General features: G+C 60.2%; 22 protein-coding genes. 7 read left to right on the top strand and 15 right to left on the bottom strand.

The annotated features are described in order from the left end of the window. The first annotated feature begins 118 nt into the window (after positions 1-118). A complete protein-coding gene (locus GJT30_13895; GenBank protein MSM40703.1) occupies positions 119-364 on the top strand; it encodes a hypothetical protein in 246 nt (81 codons plus the stop codon). Positions 365-397: 33 nt separating this feature from the next. Here the strand turns inward: GJT30_13895 and GJT30_13890 are convergent, their stop codons facing one another. From GJT30_13890 to GJT30_13875, 4 genes are all read right to left on the bottom strand, one after another. Then, a complete protein-coding gene (locus GJT30_13890; GenBank protein MSM40702.1) occupies positions 398-1387 on the bottom strand; it encodes a cytochrome C in 990 nt (329 codons plus the stop codon). A 312-nt stretch (positions 1388-1699) separates the two neighbouring features. Next, complete coding sequence (locus GJT30_13885) at positions 1700-2260, bottom strand: nitroreductase (protein MSM40701.1); 561 nt, start codon at positions 2258-2260, stop codon at positions 1700-1702. A gap of 192 nt (positions 2261-2452) precedes the next feature. After that, the gene (locus tag GJT30_13880) at positions 2453-2848 is read right to left on the bottom strand and encodes an iron-sulfur cluster assembly scaffold protein (protein ID MSM40700.1); all 396 of its coding nucleotides are present in this window, start codon (positions 2846-2848) and stop codon (positions 2453-2455) included. 25 nt (positions 2849-2873) lie between these two features. Further along, entirely contained in the window at positions 2874-3212 is a 339-nt protein-coding gene (locus tag GJT30_13875; GenBank protein ID MSM40699.1) for a DUF134 domain-containing protein, read from the bottom strand. Between the two features lie 272 nt (positions 3213-3484). Here GJT30_13875 and msrA point away from each other — a divergent pair, with 272 nt between their 5' ends. Next, on the top strand, positions 3485-4039 hold the full coding sequence (gene msrA, locus GJT30_13870; GenBank protein MSM40698.1) for a peptide-methionine (S)-S-oxide reductase MsrA: 555 nt from the start codon (positions 3485-3487) through the stop codon (positions 4037-4039). Between the two features lie 8 nt (positions 4040-4047). Here the strand turns inward: msrA and GJT30_13865 are convergent, their stop codons facing one another. Together GJT30_13865 and GJT30_13860 are read right to left on the bottom strand one after the other, a co-directional pair. Next, positions 4048-4587, bottom strand: a complete 540-nt coding sequence (locus GJT30_13865) for a DUF2284 domain-containing protein (GenBank protein ID MSM40697.1) — start codon at positions 4585-4587, stop codon at positions 4048-4050. A 32-nt stretch (positions 4588-4619) separates the two neighbouring features. Next, complete coding sequence (locus tag GJT30_13860) at positions 4620-5081, bottom strand: hypothetical protein (GenBank protein ID MSM40696.1); 462 nt, start codon at positions 5079-5081, stop codon at positions 4620-4622. A 413-nt stretch (positions 5082-5494) separates the two neighbouring features. Here GJT30_13860 and GJT30_13855 point away from each other — a divergent pair, with 413 nt between their 5' ends. Continuing rightward, a complete protein-coding gene (locus GJT30_13855; GenBank protein MSM40695.1) occupies positions 5495-5743 on the top strand; it encodes a DUF3553 domain-containing protein in 249 nt (82 codons plus the stop codon). A 91-nt stretch (positions 5744-5834) separates the two neighbouring features. Here the strand turns inward: GJT30_13855 and GJT30_13850 are convergent, their stop codons facing one another. The 9 genes from GJT30_13850 to lexA form a co-directional block, all read right to left on the bottom strand. Next, a complete protein-coding gene (locus GJT30_13850; protein ID MSM40694.1) occupies positions 5835-6647 on the bottom strand; it encodes a PhzF family phenazine biosynthesis isomerase in 813 nt (270 codons plus the stop codon). 18 nt (positions 6648-6665) lie between these two features. Beyond that, positions 6666-6887, bottom strand: a complete 222-nt coding sequence (locus GJT30_13845) for a hypothetical protein (GenBank protein MSM40693.1) — start codon at positions 6885-6887, stop codon at positions 6666-6668. Between the two features lie 325 nt (positions 6888-7212). Further along, the gene (locus GJT30_13840) at positions 7213-9300 is read right to left on the bottom strand and encodes a CHASE2 domain-containing protein (protein MSM40692.1); all 2088 of its coding nucleotides are present in this window, start codon (positions 9298-9300) and stop codon (positions 7213-7215) included. Further along, on the bottom strand, positions 9300-10961 hold the full coding sequence (locus GJT30_13835) for a LysM peptidoglycan-binding domain-containing protein (protein ID MSM40691.1): 1662 nt from the start codon (positions 10959-10961) through the stop codon (positions 9300-9302). Before GJT30_13835 ends, GJT30_13840 begins: the two co-directional genes overlap by 1 nt. Positions 10962-11139: 178 nt before the next feature. After that, complete coding sequence (gene cysK, locus GJT30_13830) at positions 11140-12093, bottom strand: cysteine synthase A (GenBank protein ID MSM40690.1); 954 nt, start codon at positions 12091-12093, stop codon at positions 11140-11142. A gap of 190 nt (positions 12094-12283) precedes the next feature. Next, positions 12284-12745, bottom strand: coding sequence for an Rrf2 family transcriptional regulator (locus GJT30_13825; GenBank protein MSM40689.1), 462 nt, complete (start codon positions 12743-12745; stop codon positions 12284-12286). 90 nt (positions 12746-12835) lie between these two features. Then, complete coding sequence (dinB, locus tag GJT30_13820) at positions 12836-14074, bottom strand: DNA polymerase IV (protein MSM40688.1); 1239 nt, start codon at positions 14072-14074, stop codon at positions 12836-12838. A 3-nt stretch (positions 14075-14077) separates the two neighbouring features. Further along, positions 14078-14311, bottom strand: a complete 234-nt coding sequence (locus tag GJT30_13815; protein MSM40687.1) for a hypothetical protein — start codon at positions 14309-14311, stop codon at positions 14078-14080. Further along, positions 14308-14913, bottom strand: coding sequence for a transcriptional repressor LexA (lexA, locus tag GJT30_13810; GenBank protein ID MSM40686.1), 606 nt, complete (start codon positions 14911-14913; stop codon positions 14308-14310). Before lexA ends, GJT30_13815 begins: the two co-directional genes overlap by 4 nt. Positions 14914-15048: 135 nt before the next feature. Here lexA and GJT30_13805 point away from each other — a divergent pair, with 135 nt between their 5' ends. From GJT30_13805 to GJT30_13790, 4 genes are all read left to right on the top strand, one after another. Then, on the top strand, positions 15049-15537 hold the full coding sequence (locus GJT30_13805; protein ID MSM40685.1) for a transcriptional repressor: 489 nt from the start codon (positions 15049-15051) through the stop codon (positions 15535-15537). After that, positions 15534-15644, top strand: a complete 111-nt coding sequence (locus GJT30_13800; protein ID MSM40684.1) for a rubredoxin — start codon at positions 15534-15536, stop codon at positions 15642-15644. Before GJT30_13805 ends, GJT30_13800 begins: the two co-directional genes overlap by 4 nt. 81 nt (positions 15645-15725) lie before the next feature. Further along, positions 15726-16178 carry a ferritin gene (locus GJT30_13795; GenBank protein ID MSM40683.1) on the top strand — a complete coding sequence of 151 codons (453 nt, stop codon included), beginning with the start codon at positions 15726-15728 and terminating at the stop codon, positions 16176-16178. Between the two features lie 142 nt (positions 16179-16320). Next, positions 16321-18090: a cytochrome C gene (locus tag GJT30_13790; GenBank protein MSM40682.1), complete on the top strand. Its 1770-nt coding sequence runs from the start codon at positions 16321-16323 to the stop codon at positions 18088-18090.

Genomic DNA, 18090 nt, shown 5'->3' with positions numbered 1-18090 from the left:
AGATGACGGTTATCTAGTTGATTTGATTGCGGTCAGGTTACGAATATGCAATCTGGTGCGGATGGGATCATGGGTGGCGGGCGACTGCCTGCCCGGAGTTTTCTGCGGAGGATGCATCATGAAACGGGATAAGCTGGTATTTGAATCGGAATGTCACTTCGACGATCATTCCTATCAGATCAAGGTCTACTGCCGCCTGGATGGCAGGCATTACGCCAAGACCCTGCTGGGCGAAAACGATTTTATTGTCAATGACGGTGTGACGCTGAACGAGGTCCTGGCCATCCAGCATGAAATCCTTCCCCTTGCCGTTTCAAACCTCAAGTCGCATCAGGCCGGGAAAAGAGACCGGGAAGAAACCTGAACCTACGAGCCCTTCCGGCTGCTATTCCGTCTCCTACATGTCGTGACAGCGGTGGCAGTTGAACCGGGTATTAAAGGCGGTGGTATCGTCGTGGCAGGCGCCGCATGACTTCCCCTGGTCCATCTGCTCCATGGTGATACCGCGCTGCTTCACATAGCCGAGTCGGAACAGGCGCGGATGGCAGTCCGTGCAGCCGTACTTTGCCGTATGGGGTGCATGGGGAAACGTAACCGGTGTCGAACCCTTTACCTTCATGACGATTTTCCCGGCCATGTGGCAGCGGGAGCAGTCATTCAGGTCGAATGCCCTGCGCCCGGTATGGCAGGCCCCGCACGACCTTCCTTTCTCCATCTCCATCATGGAGCTGGGGCGATTTTTCCCCTTGTTGAACAGATGTGGATGGCAGGCTCCGCAACCGGGGAGTTTCGCGTGTGGCCCATGGGAAAAGGTGACCGGCCCGGTCGGGACGACCCGGTAGGAGGCGTCATAGCTTTTTTGGTGGCAACGGTTGCAGCTGAAAAGTGAGAAGGCGCTTTGGCCGTGACAGGCGCCGCATGATCTCCCCCTTCCCATTTCATCCATGCTTACGGGCCTCTGAGCCCTGCCGTAGCCGTAGATCCGGGTGTGGCAGTCGGTGCAGCGGAAACGGGACGTATGGGGCGTATGACTGAACAGCACCTGATCTCCCCCAGGTATCTTGAAAGTCAGATCCCTGGTCGGGTGGCATTTGCCGCAGTCGGAAAGCGGAAAGGCCCGTCTGCCGTTATGGCAGCCGCCGCACGACCTTCCCCGCGCCATTTCCGCCATGGTGACGGGGCGTATCCTCTTGGTCTTGAAGAAGTGTTCGTGGCAGATATTGCAGTTGTCGCCAATGGCAGGCGTCTGCAGGTGTTTGTTATGGCTGAAGGTAACGACGCCTCCGTCGCGGATCGGGAAGTTGACGTCGGTCACTTCCAGGCAATAGGCAGAGGTACAGGCCATCAGGCAGAGGATCAGCACGATGGCTCGCTGCGGGCGGTACATGGGATCTCCTTCTGGGGGACGCTACGGGAAGGTTGCTTCCGTGCGGGATAGCATGCAACATCCTTTCCCAGGGAGAGGCTCAGCCGTCGATTCATTAACAGGCTGTTGAAAAACAGCCATCTCGCCGCCGTCCTCGAAAAGCCGCCTTGTGCGGCGTAGCGCTGCCACGCCTCCGCGGGGCTTTCTGCGGGTGCGACGATCTGACTGTTTTTGAACAGCCTGAGTTTTTCAACAACCTGTAAAAAATCAGGGGGGGTGGCAGCGGGAAAGTATGGAGGGGAGGGACGCGCTGGGCGCCCCTCCCCGCAGGTTTCAGTCTTTCCAGGTTTCGTAAAAGACGATTTCGTCCAGGGGTTTGCGCGGCGGTCCGCTCTTGGGAGGGTCCTGGGGATAGCCGATGGGGAAGAGCCCGACGATCCGGATGCCCGGCGGGATCTGCAGCAGGTCCCCCAGCTGTTCCTCGTCGAAGACACCGACGAAGACGGTCCCCAGCCCCAGGGAGTGGGCGGCGAGCATCAGGTTCTCCGTGGCGATCCCCACGTCGGTCATGTAGTAAAGCTGACCGTGCAGGTCCCCCGAATCCAGCGGCTCGGCGCAGGCGACGATCACTACCGGGGCATCTGAGAGCGCCTTCTGGGCCGGGTTGCTCTTGTACCCCTTGGGAGCGAAGAACGCCTCGACAAATGACAGTTCGCTGATCCTGGCCTTTGCCGCCGGGTCCTGCACCACCACGAACCGCCAGCACTGCATGTTGGCCCAGGAGGGGGCCAGTTGCACCGCCTCCAGCAGGGCCTGGAGTTTTTCCGGCTCCACCGGCTGCGGGGAGAATTTCCGTACGCTCCGCCTGGTCTTGATCGCTTCCAGGGTATCCATAACAAGGCCTCCTTTGTGGTTCATTTCCCTCCAGTGTAGCAGAAAACAGGCGAAGCTACCGCCTGCCGGCGCATTTTCTTTGTGGGCCTCTGCCGGGGGGGATGGCACCGGTGCGGGAGGTTTTGCGCGGTGGTCTGTCCCGGAGAGCGGTGCTGTTTCATGCCGGAGAGACGGTTCGCGGGAGAGTGTGGATCAGCCCACCGGCGCGGTGGAACCGGCGACCGTGTCGCGATACTGCTGCACGGCGGCGTGCAGGGCCGATGCGGCCATGTTCGAACAGTGCATCTTCTCGTCGGGCAGGCCGCCGAGGGAATCGGCGATCTCCTGGTCGGTCAGTGCGAGGACGTCGTCGAGCCTTTTCCCCATCACCAGTTCCGTAGCTATGGAGGAGGTGGCTATTGCCGCTCCACACCCTTTGATGAGGAACTTGATGTTGCAGACGGTCTCGTCCTCAATCTTCAGGAAGTAGAGGAGGGCGTCGCCGCAATTCGGGTCGCCTGCCTGCACGACCACGTTGGCATCTTCCAGATAGCCGGTGTTGCGGGGATTGCGGACATGATCGAGTACTTTGGGCGAATAGTAATCCATAGACGGCCCTTTCCTTGCTGATGCCTCACGGGACTTCCGGTGAGGGCGGCGTATCGGCATGTTCGGTATCGTGGGGGCTTTTTGCAACGACCAGCGCCTTCTGGCAAACGAGCGCTTCGACGACCTTCTTCCTGCCCCGGGTCAACAGCCGCTGTACCGTGCCCCGGGAGACGGCCATCTTTTCCCCTGCCTGTGTCTGGTCGAGGCCCTGGCTGTCGCAGAGGTAGAGCGCTTCCAGTTCGTCATGTTCGAGTGCGATGGCCTCCAGTTCCTTGAGTGGCGTACCCGCAGGCTTGAACACCAGGCCGAGCTTCTCGCGCAACGGGCAGATGCAGTTTCGATGTTTTTTCTTCCGTGGTGACATGTCGTTCCCTTGCTCCGCTCGGAGTCACATGTGCCGGGTCCGGGCCATTTCCGCGCAGGGAGCGTGACTGATTGAACGCCGCGACAGGCGGCTGGTCAGCCTTATATAATGTGTATATGCACGCAAATAGCATTAATAAATTTAAATGTCAACCCCTTTCCCCGGTTGGCAGGGTTGCGGGAGCGGCGGTTTGCATGTGGGTGGATGGTGCGGGCCGGTTGCCGATTTTCTGCTACACTTGCAGCTGAAAACAAATGCAGGGGGGGAGAACCATGGCGAAACAGCGCGAAACGGCAACGCTGGCTGCCGGCTGCTTCTGGTGTGTGGAGGCTGTCTTTGCCGGTCTGCGCGGGGTGGAGAGCGTGGTGTCGGGATATGCGGGGGGCGAGGTGGAGAACCCGTCCTACGAGCAGGTCTGCAGCGGAGAGACCGGTCATGCCGAGGCGGTGCAGATTACCTTCGATCCGGAGAGAATCAGCTTCAGCGATCTGCTGGAGGTCTTCTGGCGGACCCACGACCCGACTACCAAAGATCGCCAGGGAGCTGACTTCGGTTCCCAGTACCGCTCGGCCATCTTTTACCACGACGACCGGCAACGGGAGATCGCCGAACAGTCCCGGCGTGCGACCGACGCGGCCGGGATCTGGCCCCGGCCCATTGTCACCGAGATCGTGGCGTTCAGCACCTTTTTTGCTGCCGAAGGGTACCATCAGGACTACTACCGGAACAACCGACTGCAGGGGTACTGCCGGATGATCATCGAGCCCAAGTTGACAAAGCTGCGCAAAGAATTCAGCGAGAAACTGCGGGAGCCGGGCGGAGGGTAAGGCTCTCCTTATTCGATCAGCAGAAACGCATAGCGGTTCATCTCTTCCTCGTAGCCTGCCAGCACCTCCAGCGGATAGCCGAACTTGGCCACGGTGGCAAAGACATCCACACCCATCCCTTCCGGGGTGGGGCGCGAGTGCTGGCGGTTGCGACAGGAGGTGCGGGTGTGGGCGCACTCCCTGCACAGTTTGCAATTGTCCATGAAGAGGAGAAAGGCCTTCTGGTATCCGGCGATGAAGGCCTCCCGTTCCACCTGCAAAAGCTCTCGGTTCACCTCTCGCGTCCAGGCATGACGCTGCTCCGGATCATCCAGTTTCTTTCTGAAACGGAAGATTGCTCCCAGACGATACTCATTGAAAAAGTTCCGGCATTCGGCCACGGATGGCGTATTGGGGGGGCAGGAGGCGTTTCTGCCGTAGTCGCCGCAGCCGAACATGCACTTCATTCGCACCCACTGCCCAACCACGATTTCCGCCGGATCCATCCAGTGAAAATCGTGGATACCTTTTTCCTGAAACAGTTTCTGCAATAAAACCTGATCAGCCATTGTTGTCAGCTCCTTCCGGTGACTGGTGATCGTTACGGGCATTCCGCATCCCTCGGCGTGTCGAGGGTGACCTGCCACACATATGGCACCATGCCGTAGTTCCAGGCCAAACAGAGCCGGCGGTAGCCGGAAAACAGCAGCGCCTCGCCTGCAGAGAAAAGGACGATCGCTGCCGGCAGGGTTAGGTTGCCCGCTCGTTGCAGCATCTCTTCCATTCTGGTGTAGTTCTTCCGGTAGCCACGCTTTGCCCTGGCAAGATAGATGGTGTAGTCGTCATAGGTGGCGTAGGAAAGACTGACCGGCACTCCCTGCAGATCGCCGGAGCGGGGGTAGGGAATCATGCCGCCCTGCTCAAAGGCCGCCAGGAGGCGTTCCCAGTCGATGCCGTGGCGCTGGTAAAAATCCTGCTTGGCCGGGTGACGGGAAAACTCCCATTCCTCGCCGTGCAGGTCGGGTTTTTCCCAGCTGATGGTGAGTGCCGATCTGGAAAGCATATTTCTCTCGGTAGGCATTTGCGTGGAGCCGAGCACGTTCCGGGCTGCGGCAATGGTAAAGGCATCTATTCTGCTGTTCCGGCAAGCCAATGATTCCGTCTCGTTACGGGACCGCCGCATTGGCACAGGTTTTCAGGAGATTGATTGTAGACCAGCTCCATGACTCAGTCAACGTGCGGATTATAATGGACAATGACTGGGATTGTAAAAAAAGTAGATATTTTAACGAGATCTCTTGTTTTATAGGCATAGTGCTATATACTTGTAAATGTTTGATTCTGTCAAAGAAATAGGTGAGGAAGCGGATTATATGTCGCATTTTTCGTGGGGAATGATCTGCTTTCGGAGGGTTTGACCGTACAGAACAGCCTGGTAGAGCCTGGGTAAAAGTCCAGCTGCAAGAGGAGATGACAATGACATTCAAGCCGGGGAACATTGTGAGCCATTCCGAAGCACAAGAGTGGGGGGCTGGCAAGGTCCTTGAGGTAACCATCAACAGGGTGACGATCCAGTTCAGCGACGGCATCAGTCGAAAAATTGCCGCTTCTCACTATACCTGCCTGGTGCCTGCCAGCGAGTCAGCATATTTACCGCCACCCGACGCCGTTCCGGCAGCGGTTGTTCGCGCCCCACGCAAGACAGCGGCAAAACGGAAGCAATAGGACATGAGTCTACGGGGCGGGCCGCAGATCCGCTTGCTCCGTATGCATCCTCGCAGATCCGGGTTGTATTACCGCTATGATCGAAGGGGTTTCAGGAGCTGAAGATTCGAGGAGCGTGATCCAGTTTGCTGCGCTGAATCGTTACGGCTTTTCCGGAGATCTTTACCCTCATTCCTGCCAGTTCTACCCGCACAATCCCTCCGCGTCCCGATGCCTGATAACCGATCATGGCAGATTTCCACAGTATTTTCCCCCAGTAAGGGGCAAGGCAGCAATGTGCCGAGCCGGTGGCCGGATTTTCCGGGATGCCGATCTGCGGTGCGAAATAGCGTGAGACATAGTCGTATCGCTCGGACTCCGCGCGGCTGGTGACGATGAGTCCGCGACAGTCGAGGTGTCCCAGGGCGACCAGGTCGGGTTTCAGGTCACGGACCGTTCTTTCGTCGGTCACCTCGACCAGATAGTCGTGCCGGTTCTTCCCGGCATTGATGATGGGAACGCCCACAGCCCTTTCCAGGTCGGGGGTGGGCGTCAGAGTCCGGGGCGGTTCGACGGGGAAGTCGAGTTGAATGAGGTCGCCATGCTGCACGGCGGTGAGGAGCCCGCTCCTGGTGAAGAAGCGCGCCTCCCGGTCGCAGGGTATGAGCCTGCGTTCCCAGAGGAGGTGGGCACTGGCAAGGGTGGCATGCCCGCTCAGTTCCATCTCCTGGATCGGGGTAAACCAGCGCAGATAGTAGCCGTTCTGCTCGGAGAGGAGAAAGGCGGTTTCGGGGAGGTTGATCTGTCGGGCTACTTCTTGAAGCCAGTAGGGGGGACGGGGCCGGTCCAGCAGGCAGACCGCTGCCGGGCTCCCTTTGAAAAGCTGTTCTGTGAATGCGTCGACCACGACAATCGGGATGGTCATTGGCCTCTCCTTTCGGGGCTACGGGCCATAGGGCATCTCGGGTGTCCAGGATGCGATCTGCTCGGTAAAGAGGGCGTGGGGGACCGCCACCATATCGAGGCTGCTGTATGAGCTGCCTGACATGGGGAGCAATTCCACTCTGTCACAGTAGTGGAGCATGACAAGGAAAGACCGATACTCTCTGGCGAGACACTGGCGGTACCGGGGAGGCGACCATGGGGACATTCCTTTCCTGTTCATAGGACCACCTTTACAGCCAGCCGGCTGAGTGAAGCATGCGAATGGGGCACCGGTCAGGTGCCCTTCACTAAATCAGGATGTGTGCCAAGTGTGCATTGTGCAACCTGTTGAAATATAAATGTAAATATGGTGTGCGTTCGGAGGGGTGAGAAGCCGGAAGTGTAAAAAATTTTTACACTTGGTGGTGAATGCTTTGAAAATGTAATAGAAATGGGATGTTACGATGTGTGTAAATTAATTTTACACGGGAAAGAAACTTTCCTGGGGGAGGGGAGAGCGATAAAACTGCCGGTCGGAGCAGAGAGGTGCCGTTTTGCCTTGGCGGTTATGGCAGGGAGAAATAAAAGGTGGCCCCTTCTCCGGGGGTTCCTTCTGCCCAGACCACGCCACCGTGACGCTGGATGATGCGCTGGACCGTGGCGAGCCCGATGCCGGTGCCGGAAAATTCGTTCTGCTGGTGGAGTCGCTGGAAGGGGGCGAAAAGGCGGCTGGCATGGGTAACGTCGAAACCGGCACCGTTGTCCCTAACAAAGTAACAGGGGAGGGTATCGTGCTGGACAATGCCGAATTCGATGGTGGCGGTTGCGGTTCTGGCGGTGAATTTCCAGGCGTTCCCCAGCAGGTTGTCCAGGGCGACCCGCATGAACGCCGGATCGGCATTTACGATCACCGGCTCGGTGATGGTGAAATTGACCTGCCGCTGCCGGTCGGATGCGGCCAGTTCCTCTGCAATCTCGCGGGCCATTGCACCGATGTCGATCCGCTGCCGGGAGATGTCGATGCGGGAGAGCCGGGACAGGGTGAGAAACGCCGTGATCAGCGACTCCATCCGCACCACGTTGTTGTTGATCCGCTCCAGGTACTCCTTGCCCAGGGGGGGCATGGATTCGAGGCACTCTTCGATCAGCAGGGCCGAGAAACCGGCAATGGAGCGCAAGGGGGCGCGGAGGTCGTGGGAAACCGAATAACTGAACGCTTCAAGCTCGTTGTTGACAGCCTCTAGTGCATGTTTCTGCCGCAGCAGGTCTTCGTTCAGCGCCGATATTTCCTTTTGCGCACTGATGCGTTGTTCGATCTCCAGGTGCAATGCCTCATTGGTTTCGGCTAACTGCCTGGTCTGTTCCATGATCTGGCAGGTTGCCTCGGAGAGGATGGCTATGCGGGCGTTGATCCCGCCGATGGAGAGGTAGTCCGCCAGACCCCGGTATCCCCGGCCTCCCGTTGCATGCCCTGATGCCTTCAGATGATCGGCAACGGTGGCGTATTCCTGCTGGAGTTTGCCGGTGGCGATCTCCAGTTTGAACAGGAAAGTGAGGAGATAGAGAAAGCCCGCCGTGAAGATGAAGGCCGCCGGATCGACCCAGATACCGAAGCGGACAAAGAGGAGGTAGACGATCACGGGGACGGTGATGCTGGCAGTGAGCCAGACCAGCGTCGCAACGGTTTCGGTCAGTTTCATGTAGAGTACGAACAAGATAACGGCGATGAGCAGGCAGGCCGCGAAGCGTACAGAGGTGTCGCTGATCCTGATGTTGTCGTGCTGCAGCAGGTTACTCAGGATGTTTGCCTGCACCTCCACCGCGGGCATCCTGTTCCGCTGCTGGGAAAAGGGGGTGAACACCTGTTCTTCCAATCCTGCCGCCGTCGGTCCGACGAGTACGATCTTTCCCTTGAAGAATCCGGCCGGGACCCTGCCGTTGACGATGTCGGCCATGGGGATCGTCGGAAACGTCCCTCTCGGACCATGGTAGTTGATATGCATTGGGGCGAGCTGGATGATGCCGGTGGATATCTCATTGTCCGATTGAGAAGGCTTGCCGTCTGTGGCGGGCAGAGGGGGAGCGGCCGCAGCTTCCTGGACTGCGGCCGCAAATGAGGGGACTACCCAGCCGCCGACCTTGAGGGTATGAAAGACTCGGCGGGTCACCCCGTCGATGCCCTGCTCGATGTGAAGGTGCCCGGCAGGGAAGCGGGAAAGCTGCGGGGCGGGTGCGGTTACCTGGAGATGTTCGTCGATGTAGAGCGGAAAAACCGTCCTGCCGTAATGGGTGGCAGCTGCGGCAAGCACCGGGTCATCTGCGGTCGGTTCCGCCATGATCACGGTGAATCCTACGGCCCGTGCCTCGTGCAGGGTGTCGAGCAACTGTCCGTAGATGCTTCGGTGCAGGGGCCATTGCCCCAGCTCCTGGAGGGTTTTTTCGTCGATGGCGGCGATGACGATGTCATTGCCCGGTCTGATGGTGCCTCTGAGGCGGAAAGCCAGATCGTAGCAATACCGGTTGATGCCTTCGAAAAAGCCGAGATCTTCGGCACCGAAGATGACAAACAGGCCTGCCAGGGCGATCAGGATGTTTCGCACGCCTTTCCGGTTGAAACCGGATTTCAGGGAATTCCGCCGTTCAGTGCAGAGCATCAGAGGGCCAGGCCGAGGATCAGCCCCAGCACCCCCCCCACGATCCCCATCAGGCCATAGGGGAATCTCCGCTTGATCTCAAAGCTTTGCGGCGGAGAGAAAGAGCCCTGGTAGCCTTTCCCGTCGATACAGGCGCTACGGACGTAGTAAATGCCAGGTTCTTCAGGTCGTTCAATGGTGATTTCAGGACGTTCGCTGGTGCCGTCGAATAGCGGCTTTGCAAAGCCGCTGTCTCTGGCTGTCTGGAACCGGTAGGAAAGGCCCGTTCCGGCGTCCCGAACCCGAAGGCGCATTTTCCCCTCTTCTTCCTCGGGGGGTGCGACAGTCGGCGTCGGTGGAGGGGGGATGACTGTGAAGCTGAGCTTGTCGGACCATTCTCCCTGGTACCTGTCCGCTGCCACGGAGGCTACCCGAAAGAAGTAATTACCCGGTGAAAGGTCCTCAACCTCGTATTCAGTGCCCTCCAGAGTCGGCAGGTCCTGGACGAAGCGGGAGAAAACATCGTCCGTGGCGACCTGCAGGTGATACGCAGTTGCATCGCGCACCTTGAGCCAGCGGAAGACCACATCTTTGTCCCTTGTTTCGCTGCCATGGGCCGGGGTGTTAATGATCGGGGGGAGCGGGTTTGCCCTGAAGGTGAGGGGTACGGCCGGTGATGGTTGCCCTTCGATCCCCATGTCGTCGATGCTCCGCACCTGCAGGAAATAGTGGCTGTCTTCGAGGGTGTCGACCACAAACGGCTCCTTGAGCGGCAGTACCTGTTCCCGTACCAGATCCTTCATTTCCTTGTCCCTGGCGAGCATGACGTGGTATGAGACCGCTCCCGTAACCTGCGGGATACTGATGCGAAGGGGGGCGAATCTGAACATTGCGGGGAATGCCAGAGGTGACGGTGGAGGAAGCAGCTTGCGGGGAGAGAGGGGCGGTTCACCCATCTGGACTATGGTCCCTTCTCCTCCATGGAGCAGGACCTCCCGTCGGCCGCCGGTCACGGAGACGGTACCTTCCAGCGTCTCAGTGCGGGTTGCGTCATCCTGATCCAGCGACACGTTGAAAATGGTTCCCCGTGCCGCGGAAACCGCCGAGGGGGTCTTGATGTTGAAGCGTTGTTCCCGCCCGGTTGCCCGGCGGATCTTGGTCAGGATCCGTCCGGAGGAGAGCAGCATGTCACGCAGGAAATAGCTGTCCCCCTTTCGTTTGGAGCGGATCAGGTCGAGCGACGAATTGTTCCGGAGCAGCAGCTGGGTGCCGTCGTCGTAGCTGATCTCCAAGATCCCGTCTTTCCCCGTGACGACCCGCTCTCCCTCTCTCAGGGTCTCATTCAGCATGATTGCATGCTGCTCAGTTCCCTGCTGACGGGTTACCTCTCCCTTGACAAAGGTGACGACGCCGTCGTCGGGGACTCCTTTCAGCAGCCCTGCCGGCACGAGCAGTTTCTGGCCGGGCAGGATCAGGTCCGGGTTCTTCAGGTTATTGAATCGATAGATTTCCCGGCATCGCGACGGATTCTCCAGCAGTTGGCGACAGAGGGTGCGCAGGGTGTCTCCGCGCACTACGGTCAGGTCGATATGCGGTTCAGCGGTTGCCGCAACGGTTGTGAGGACAAGAAGGCCCATGGTGAGGAGGCCGGTTGTGTACAGCGGTCTTCTTCTGCTTCCCATTGATGCATCCTGCTCTGGCGGTCGGCCCGACCGTCAGGTGTGTTATGTCGCGTTGTCGTGATCTCCTTTAACCAGAGTTAATCATAACAGCATTTTGTTGTTGGGCAACCGGCTATTCTCTGCAATTCCCGCAAGGGGGGGATCTGCCCCCCCACTGCAGGCACTGCGTCTCTCCGGATCAGATCCCCTCGAACAGGGGGGTGGACAGATACCGCTCCGCTCCGTCGGGGAGGATCACCACGATGGTCTTGCCGTTGAACTCCGAGGCGAAGGCGAGCCGGACCGCGGCTGCCACTGCCGCCCCACAGGAGATCCCCACCAGCAGCCCTTCCTCCCTGGCCAGCCGCCTGGCAAACTCGATGGCCTCGTCGCCGGTCACCTGCTCCACCCGGTCAATCACCGAGAGGTCCAGGGTGTCGGGGATGAAGCCGGCGCCGATCCCCTGGATCTTGTGCGGCCCCGGTTTCAAAGGCTCACCGGCCAGTGTCTGGCTGATCACCGGGCTTTCCCTCGGTTCTACCGCAACAGAAAGGATCTCTTTGCCGCGCGTCCGTTTGATGTAACGCGAGATGCCGCTGATGGTGCCGCCGGTCCCCACCCCCGCGACCAGCACGTCAATGCCGCCGTCGGTGTCGTTCCAGATCTCGGGGCCGGTGGTCTTCTCGTGAATTGCCGGGTTTGCCGGGTTCTTGAACTGCTGGGGAATGAACCAACGCGCCGGGTCGGACGCGGCGATCTCCTCGGCTTTGCCGATGGCCCCCTTCATCCCCTCGCTGCCGGGAGTGAGGATCAGGTTTGCCCCCAGGGCCGCCAGCACCCGCCTGCGCTCGATGCTCATGGTTTCGGGCATGGTGAGAGTCAACCGGTAGCCGCGGGCCGCAGCCACGTAAGCAAGGGCAATGCCGGTATTGCCGCTGGTCGGTTCGATGATCTCCACCCCCGGCTTGAGGATGCCGCGTTCCTCCGCATCCCAGATCATGCTGGCGCCGATGCGGCACTTGACCGAGTAGGCGGGGTTTCGCCCCTCCACCTTGGCCAGGACCGTTGCCCCGGCCCCTTTGGTGAGATTGTTCAGTCTGACCAGCGGGGTGTTGCCGATGGAACGGGAATTGTCTTCGTAGATGCGGGACATGGTTATGCTCCTTTCCTATGGGTGTTCGGTTGTTGTCGTCAGTGTGGGGCCGTGCCGCGTGATTCAGGCTTATCAGTATTTAAAGTCTATCAAGCAAATAGACAAAATCAACAAAAAATTTAGAGCTTGTTCGTAAATACTGCCGCTAAGACGGGATGCGGTACCGCAAAGCTTATTTACGATAAATCTCTTAGATCACGAAGTTGAACAACTCTTTTTCGTTTTCTTCTGCCAGGTCGATCCGGTCGAGCACATCCGCCAGGGTGGTCTTCTCCATGACAGCGGACATGGCGTCCCAGGCATCCTTCATTGCCAGCCTGATCCCGCAGGTGGCCAGTTTGACGCACTCTTCGCAGACCGCTGCTGGGGTGTTGTCCAGGCAGGCAACCGGTGCAACCGACCCTTCCAGCACCTTGACGGCGGCGGCGATGGTGATCTGGCGCGGCTCCCTGGCCAGGTAATAGCCTCCACCCTTTCCCTTCCTGCTGGCAAGGATCTCGCCGTTGCGCAGGGTGAGGAGGATGTATTCGAGGAACTTCTTGGGTATCTTCTCCGCCTCTGCCAGGTCGGCGATGAGCACCGGTCCCCGGTTGTACATCCGGGCCAGGGCGAAAAGGGCCTTGAGGCCGTATTTGGTCTTTTTGGAAAGCATTGTCGATAAACCCTATAGACTTTTATAGCTAGTGCAGGGAGAAAATGCAAGGGGAATTATCGACCAGCATTCTGGGGAGAGGTACAGCACTCACTTCACCTCCACATTCCTGATGCCGTCCGGCCGCCAGGCCGGAGAGATGACCAGGCTCCCTTTCTCTTGCCCCGGCTTCCCGTCCAGAAGGCTGCCGAAACTGATCTTGAAGTCGCCAAAGCGGTTGTTCACCTCGTCCATGGCGCTGACGAGCCGGCTCTTCTTCCGCTCCTCCTCGAACAGCGGCAGTTGGTCGCCTTCGTAGCGCAGGTTGCTGATCTTTACCCCCAAGAGCCGCACCGGCTGGGCGAGGACCAGGGTGTCGAGGATGGCCACGGCTGCCCGGTAGATGTCGTCGCTCCGGTTGATAGGGGCGGCGAGGGTTTCCTGTCTCCCCACCCAGGTGTCGAAGTCGGCGTAGCGGATGGAAAGGGTGACGGTCTTTCCCCGGACGCCGTAGCGGCGCGCCCGTCTTCCCACCATCTCCGACAGTTGCAGGAGGAATTTGAGGATCTCGTCCCGCTCCTCGATGTCCTGCTCCAGGGTCATGGAATGCCCCACCGATTTCACCTCCTCGGCCTGTTCCGAGGGGATCACCGGTGCGTCGTCGATCCCTCTTCCCATCAGGCTCAGATGGTCGCCGACGATGCCGAATCTCTTCCGCAGGATCTCCACCGGATAGCGGCCCAGTTCGCCGCAGGTCTGGATCCCCAGCAGGTGCAACTGCCGTTCGGTCTTTCTGCCGATACCGCACAGCTCCCCGATCGGGAGCCGCTCCAGCACCTGCTGAGCTTGGCCGGGCTCGATGACGGTCAGGCCGTCCGGCTTTTTCATCTCCGAGGCGAGCTTGGCCAGGAGCTTGTTGGGGGCGATACCGATGGAGCAGGTGAGGCCGAAGCGCTGCCTGATCCGCGCCTTCAAAAGATAGGCGATCCGCTCTGCGCTGCCGAACAGGCCGAGGGAGCCGGTGAGATCGAGAAAGGCCTCGTCGATGGAGAAGACCTCCACCAGCGGGGTGTATTCCAGCATTATTTTGACGATCTGGCTTGAGGTGTGGGTGTACTTGCGGTTGTTGCCGACGACGAAGATGATCTGCGGGCACTGCTGCCTCGCCTGCCAGGTGTTCATCCCGGTCTTGACGCCGAAGGCGCGGGCCTCGTAGGAGGCGGTGGTGACCACCGTCCGTCCCGAACCGATCACCGCGATCGGCTTGCCGCGCAGTTCAGGGTTCGACTGCTGCTCCACCGAAGCGAAGAAGGCGTTCATGTCGAGGTGCATGATGGTGCGCTGCGTCATGGTTCACCTCTCGATGGCGGCCAGGGTCCAGCGCTGCCCGGCGGTATGGTAGGTCAGTTCGAAGAGCTCCCCGCCGGAGGTGATGGTGAAGTGGAGCCGGGTCTCCGCCCCCTGGCGGTCCTGCCAGGTGTAGGTGGTCTGTTCTACTGCGTATTTCCTCGCTCCGCGGGCGAACCAGACCGGACGGACCCCCGCGGGCTCGAAGATGGCGGCGACTTTTACCGGTTCGTGCTTCATGCAAGCTGTCGGTAGATGCCGACGACCTTGCCAAGGATGAGCAGCTCCTCCCCCTCGCGGACGATGATCGGCTCCAGGTTCGGGTTTTCCGGCTGGAGGCGGACCTGCCCCCGCTCCCGGTAGAAGCGCTTGAGGGTCGCTTCGCCGTCGACCAGGGCCACGACGATATCGCGGTTTTCGGCCGTTGCCTGGGGGCGGATCAGCGCCAGGTCGCCATCCGTGATGCAGGCGTTGATCATGGAATCTCCCCTGACGCGGAGAAAGAAGGCGCCGCCCGATTTCTGCTGGGAGCGGTCGATGGCAAAGTATTCTTCGATATCCTCGCTGGCCGGCTGCGGCTGGCCGGCCCTGACCGTCCCGACTACCGGCAGGCTGACGGCCTGGCTGGTCTGGCCGGCCAGGACGATCCCCCGGGAGCTTCCCCCCTGGCGGCGCAGGTATCCCTTTTTTTCCAGGACGGTCAGGTGCTTCATGATGCCGAGGGTGCCGTTGACCCCGAGCTGCTCGGCGATCTGCCGCAGGCTCGGCGGGTAGCCGTAATCGGCGATGAAGCGGCCGACGATCTCCAGGACCTGGTGCTGGCGCGGTGTGAGCTGTTCCATGGTCTCTCCGGGGGTTATCATATGACAAGTTCTCATTTGATAACTACCATGGCTGCTTAGTGCTGTCAAGGGAGGCGATATTTTTTTGCCAGGGCTGATTGACAATCTGTACCAACTGGTATAAAGTTGCAACCCATGGATCGGGAGAGATGTCGTGCAAATCCCAAGCTGAAAGACCTTGAGCTCTTGTGCCGGGAACAGGGGCTTCCGCTCACCGTGCAGCGGCGGGTTATCCTGGAGGAGCTCGCCGGGCGGGCGGACCACCCGACGGCCGAGCAGCTCTACGCTGCGGTGAAGCCCCGGCTCTCCGGCGTTTCCCGGACTACGGTCTATCGGGTCCTGGATGCCTTTGTCCGCCTCGGCGTTGCCCGGCGGATCGACACCCCGGACTGTTCGGTCCGCTTCGATGCGGAGATGGGGGAGCATTGCCATGTCCACTGCCTCTGCTGCGGCAGGGTCGCCGATCTGGACGATCCCCTGCACGGCCAGGTGCCGGTGCCGGAGATCAACAGCCAGGGGTTTGCCATAACAGGCTATTCCATACACTTTCGGGGGCTCTGTGCCGAATGCCGGGCGCACGGGGGCCAACCCGCCACATCACCAGCAAGGAGGAAGAATCAATGAAAAAATGGCGTTGCATCATCTGCGATTACATCCACGAAGGTCCCGAACCCCCCGAGGTCTGCCCCGAGTGCGGTGCCGGTCCGGAGAGCTTCGAAGAGGTTACCTGAGAAGATACGACAGCGGTGGGGAAGGCATCACCGCACCACATTCAGACCATGACATTGTATGGGAAGTTCAGGAGGTGGGATATGGGGTTCATTACCCTTGAGGACGTGATCAAGTTTGCCGTGCAGCGGGAGGATACCGCCTACCGGCTCTACAAGCGCGCAGCGGAGCAGACGACCAGTATCTCCGCCCGCAAGATGTTCGAGGAATTTGCCGCCGAGGAGGCGGGCCACAAGGATGTCTTCAGCCGGATGGACCTGGCGAAGGCCGAACAGTACCGGGCCAGCAAGATCTCCGATATGGGGATCAGCAAATACCTGGTGGATATAGAGCTGAAGCCCGACATGACCTATGTGGAGATCCTGCAGTATGCCATCAAGGCGGAAGAAAACGCCTATCAGCTCTACAAGGCGGCAGCGGAGATGACCGAAGAGCCGCAGCTGAAGAAGACCCTGGAGGTCTTTGCCGATGTGGAACTCGGCCACAAGAAGCGGATCGAAGGGATCTACGACGAGCGGGTGCTGACCGAGAACTAAAGCAGCAGCAGACTGGAGATGACAGGCCAAGGCCGTCCCGTGGCGAACGGGGCGGCCTTTTTCGTGGTGGAGCTGACGCCGTGGCAGGAAATGATATAGTTGGAAGAATGGTAATGGAGGCAGAACAGCGGGGAGGTGCGGCATGGGACGATTCTGGCTGGTCGTGTGCGTGGCAGGGGGCATCGTGGGAAGTGCGGCATGGGGAGGCGCAGAGCAGCTCGGGGGGTATGTCGACAGCTGCAATCGCTGTCATGGCGATGCAGCCCGGATGCAGGCATTGGGATATCCGCACTTTGTCGTAAACCGTGCCGAGGTGGCGCGTCAGACCGGCATGCCGGCCGGCTGCCCCGACTGCCACCTGGGGAATCCCGATGCTGCGGCAAAGGATGAGGCGCACAAGGGGTTGAAGCGGCTGCTGGTGGTTCGGAAGAAGGGGCTCGTGGCCGAACCGGCGGATCGCAAGGCGCCGCTCATGGTGACTGCCGGCCCGGTACAGCGGCTCAAGTTCCAGGTGATGAAGGATGGCAAGCCGGTGGTCGACCCGACGGTCAACACCGTACTCTACCACGACAAGCTGCCGGAGACGCTCACCCAGGACTTCGCGACCATGGAAAAGACCTGCGGCCGTTGCCATAGCGGGCAGGTGGCCCAGTTCCGCACCACTCCCATGGGACGCAATGCCAAGCAGAGCCAGTATGTCAGCTGGAGCGAACCAGCCCGGGGCCCCCACAACTGCGGGGTCTGGTCGGTCGCCAACTACAAGGGGATCGCCGCCGCCACGGCAGTGCCGTTCAGCCAGGCCCAGTCGGATCTCAACCAGCGGACCTGCAACAACTGCCACGTGGGGTGCCTGGACTGCCACTACTACCCGACCCTTCCCGACCGGAAGGAGCCGCGCAGCGGCATGCATGCCTTCCGCAAGACACCGCCGCCGGAGAGCTGCTACGGTGGTGGCAGGGGGCAGTTCTGCCATGCCGGCCCCGAGGACCGGCGCCGCGGCGCCGGCTATTTTGCCGGGCCCTTCTCCTTCCCCGAGGGGTTGGCGCCCGACATCCACCGGACCAAGGGGGTCGGTTGTCTCGACTGCCATTCCTCGAACCGCGACGACGCGAGCCTCCCTCATGGCATGGTCAGGCGCCAGGCGACCTGTACCTCCTGCCACGCCGAGATCGTGAAGAGCCACGCTGCCTCGCAACACCGGACGCTTTCCTGCGAGGCGTGCCACATAGGGGCGGCAGGGGGATACCAGGCGACCTTCTGGGGGCCGGGCATGCTGGCCGGCAGCACCACCCCCTATTACAAATACAAGGATTACTACGGGATCATGAGCGAGCCGATCCTGATCCGCGATCAGCGCGGACGCTGGATACCGGTAAAACCGTTCCCCATGGCAGTGATGAACCAGAAGGGGGGCGGGTTTACGCCGGGGCTCAAGTGGCGCTACCCGCTTACGCTTGCCGATGCGGAGCGGACCGACGATGCCTGGGGCTTCGTGGGGCTCGTTGACGGGCTGCCGGAGAACAACAAGGCGCTCCTCTGGGTCCAGATGGACAAGCTCTCTCACCGCTACGGCGCCAGCCGTTCCTGCGCCTCGTGCCACGGCAGTGCCGGGGGCGAGCAGCGGCGCCAGGTTTCCTGGGATTTCGGCGACAACGGTGCGCTCCCCTTTTCCGGCAGTCATCTGGTGATTGCCAACCGGGAGGGGTTGGCAATCCGGGAGATGAAGGCAAAGGATGCCATCGAGGCGGACAAGGGGATAGCCGTTTCCAGCCTGGCTCCCTGGTATTTCCTCAAGGACCGCTGGTTTGTCCCCGGCGATTTTTCCCTGCCTGCGGTTCCCTACGGCCAGGGCGCTGCCTCGGCGGCGGAGGAGCTCTCCGCGGCCCGCGCCAAGGGGCTCGTACACCGCTAG

It is taken from the genome of Geobacter sp. (genome assembly GCA_009684525.1).
Classification (GTDB): domain Bacteria; phylum Desulfobacterota; class Desulfuromonadia; order Geobacterales; family DSM-12255; genus Geoanaerobacter.
Note: the sequence above shows the minus strand (reverse complement) of the source record. Positions and strands in the feature narration are given on the sequence as shown.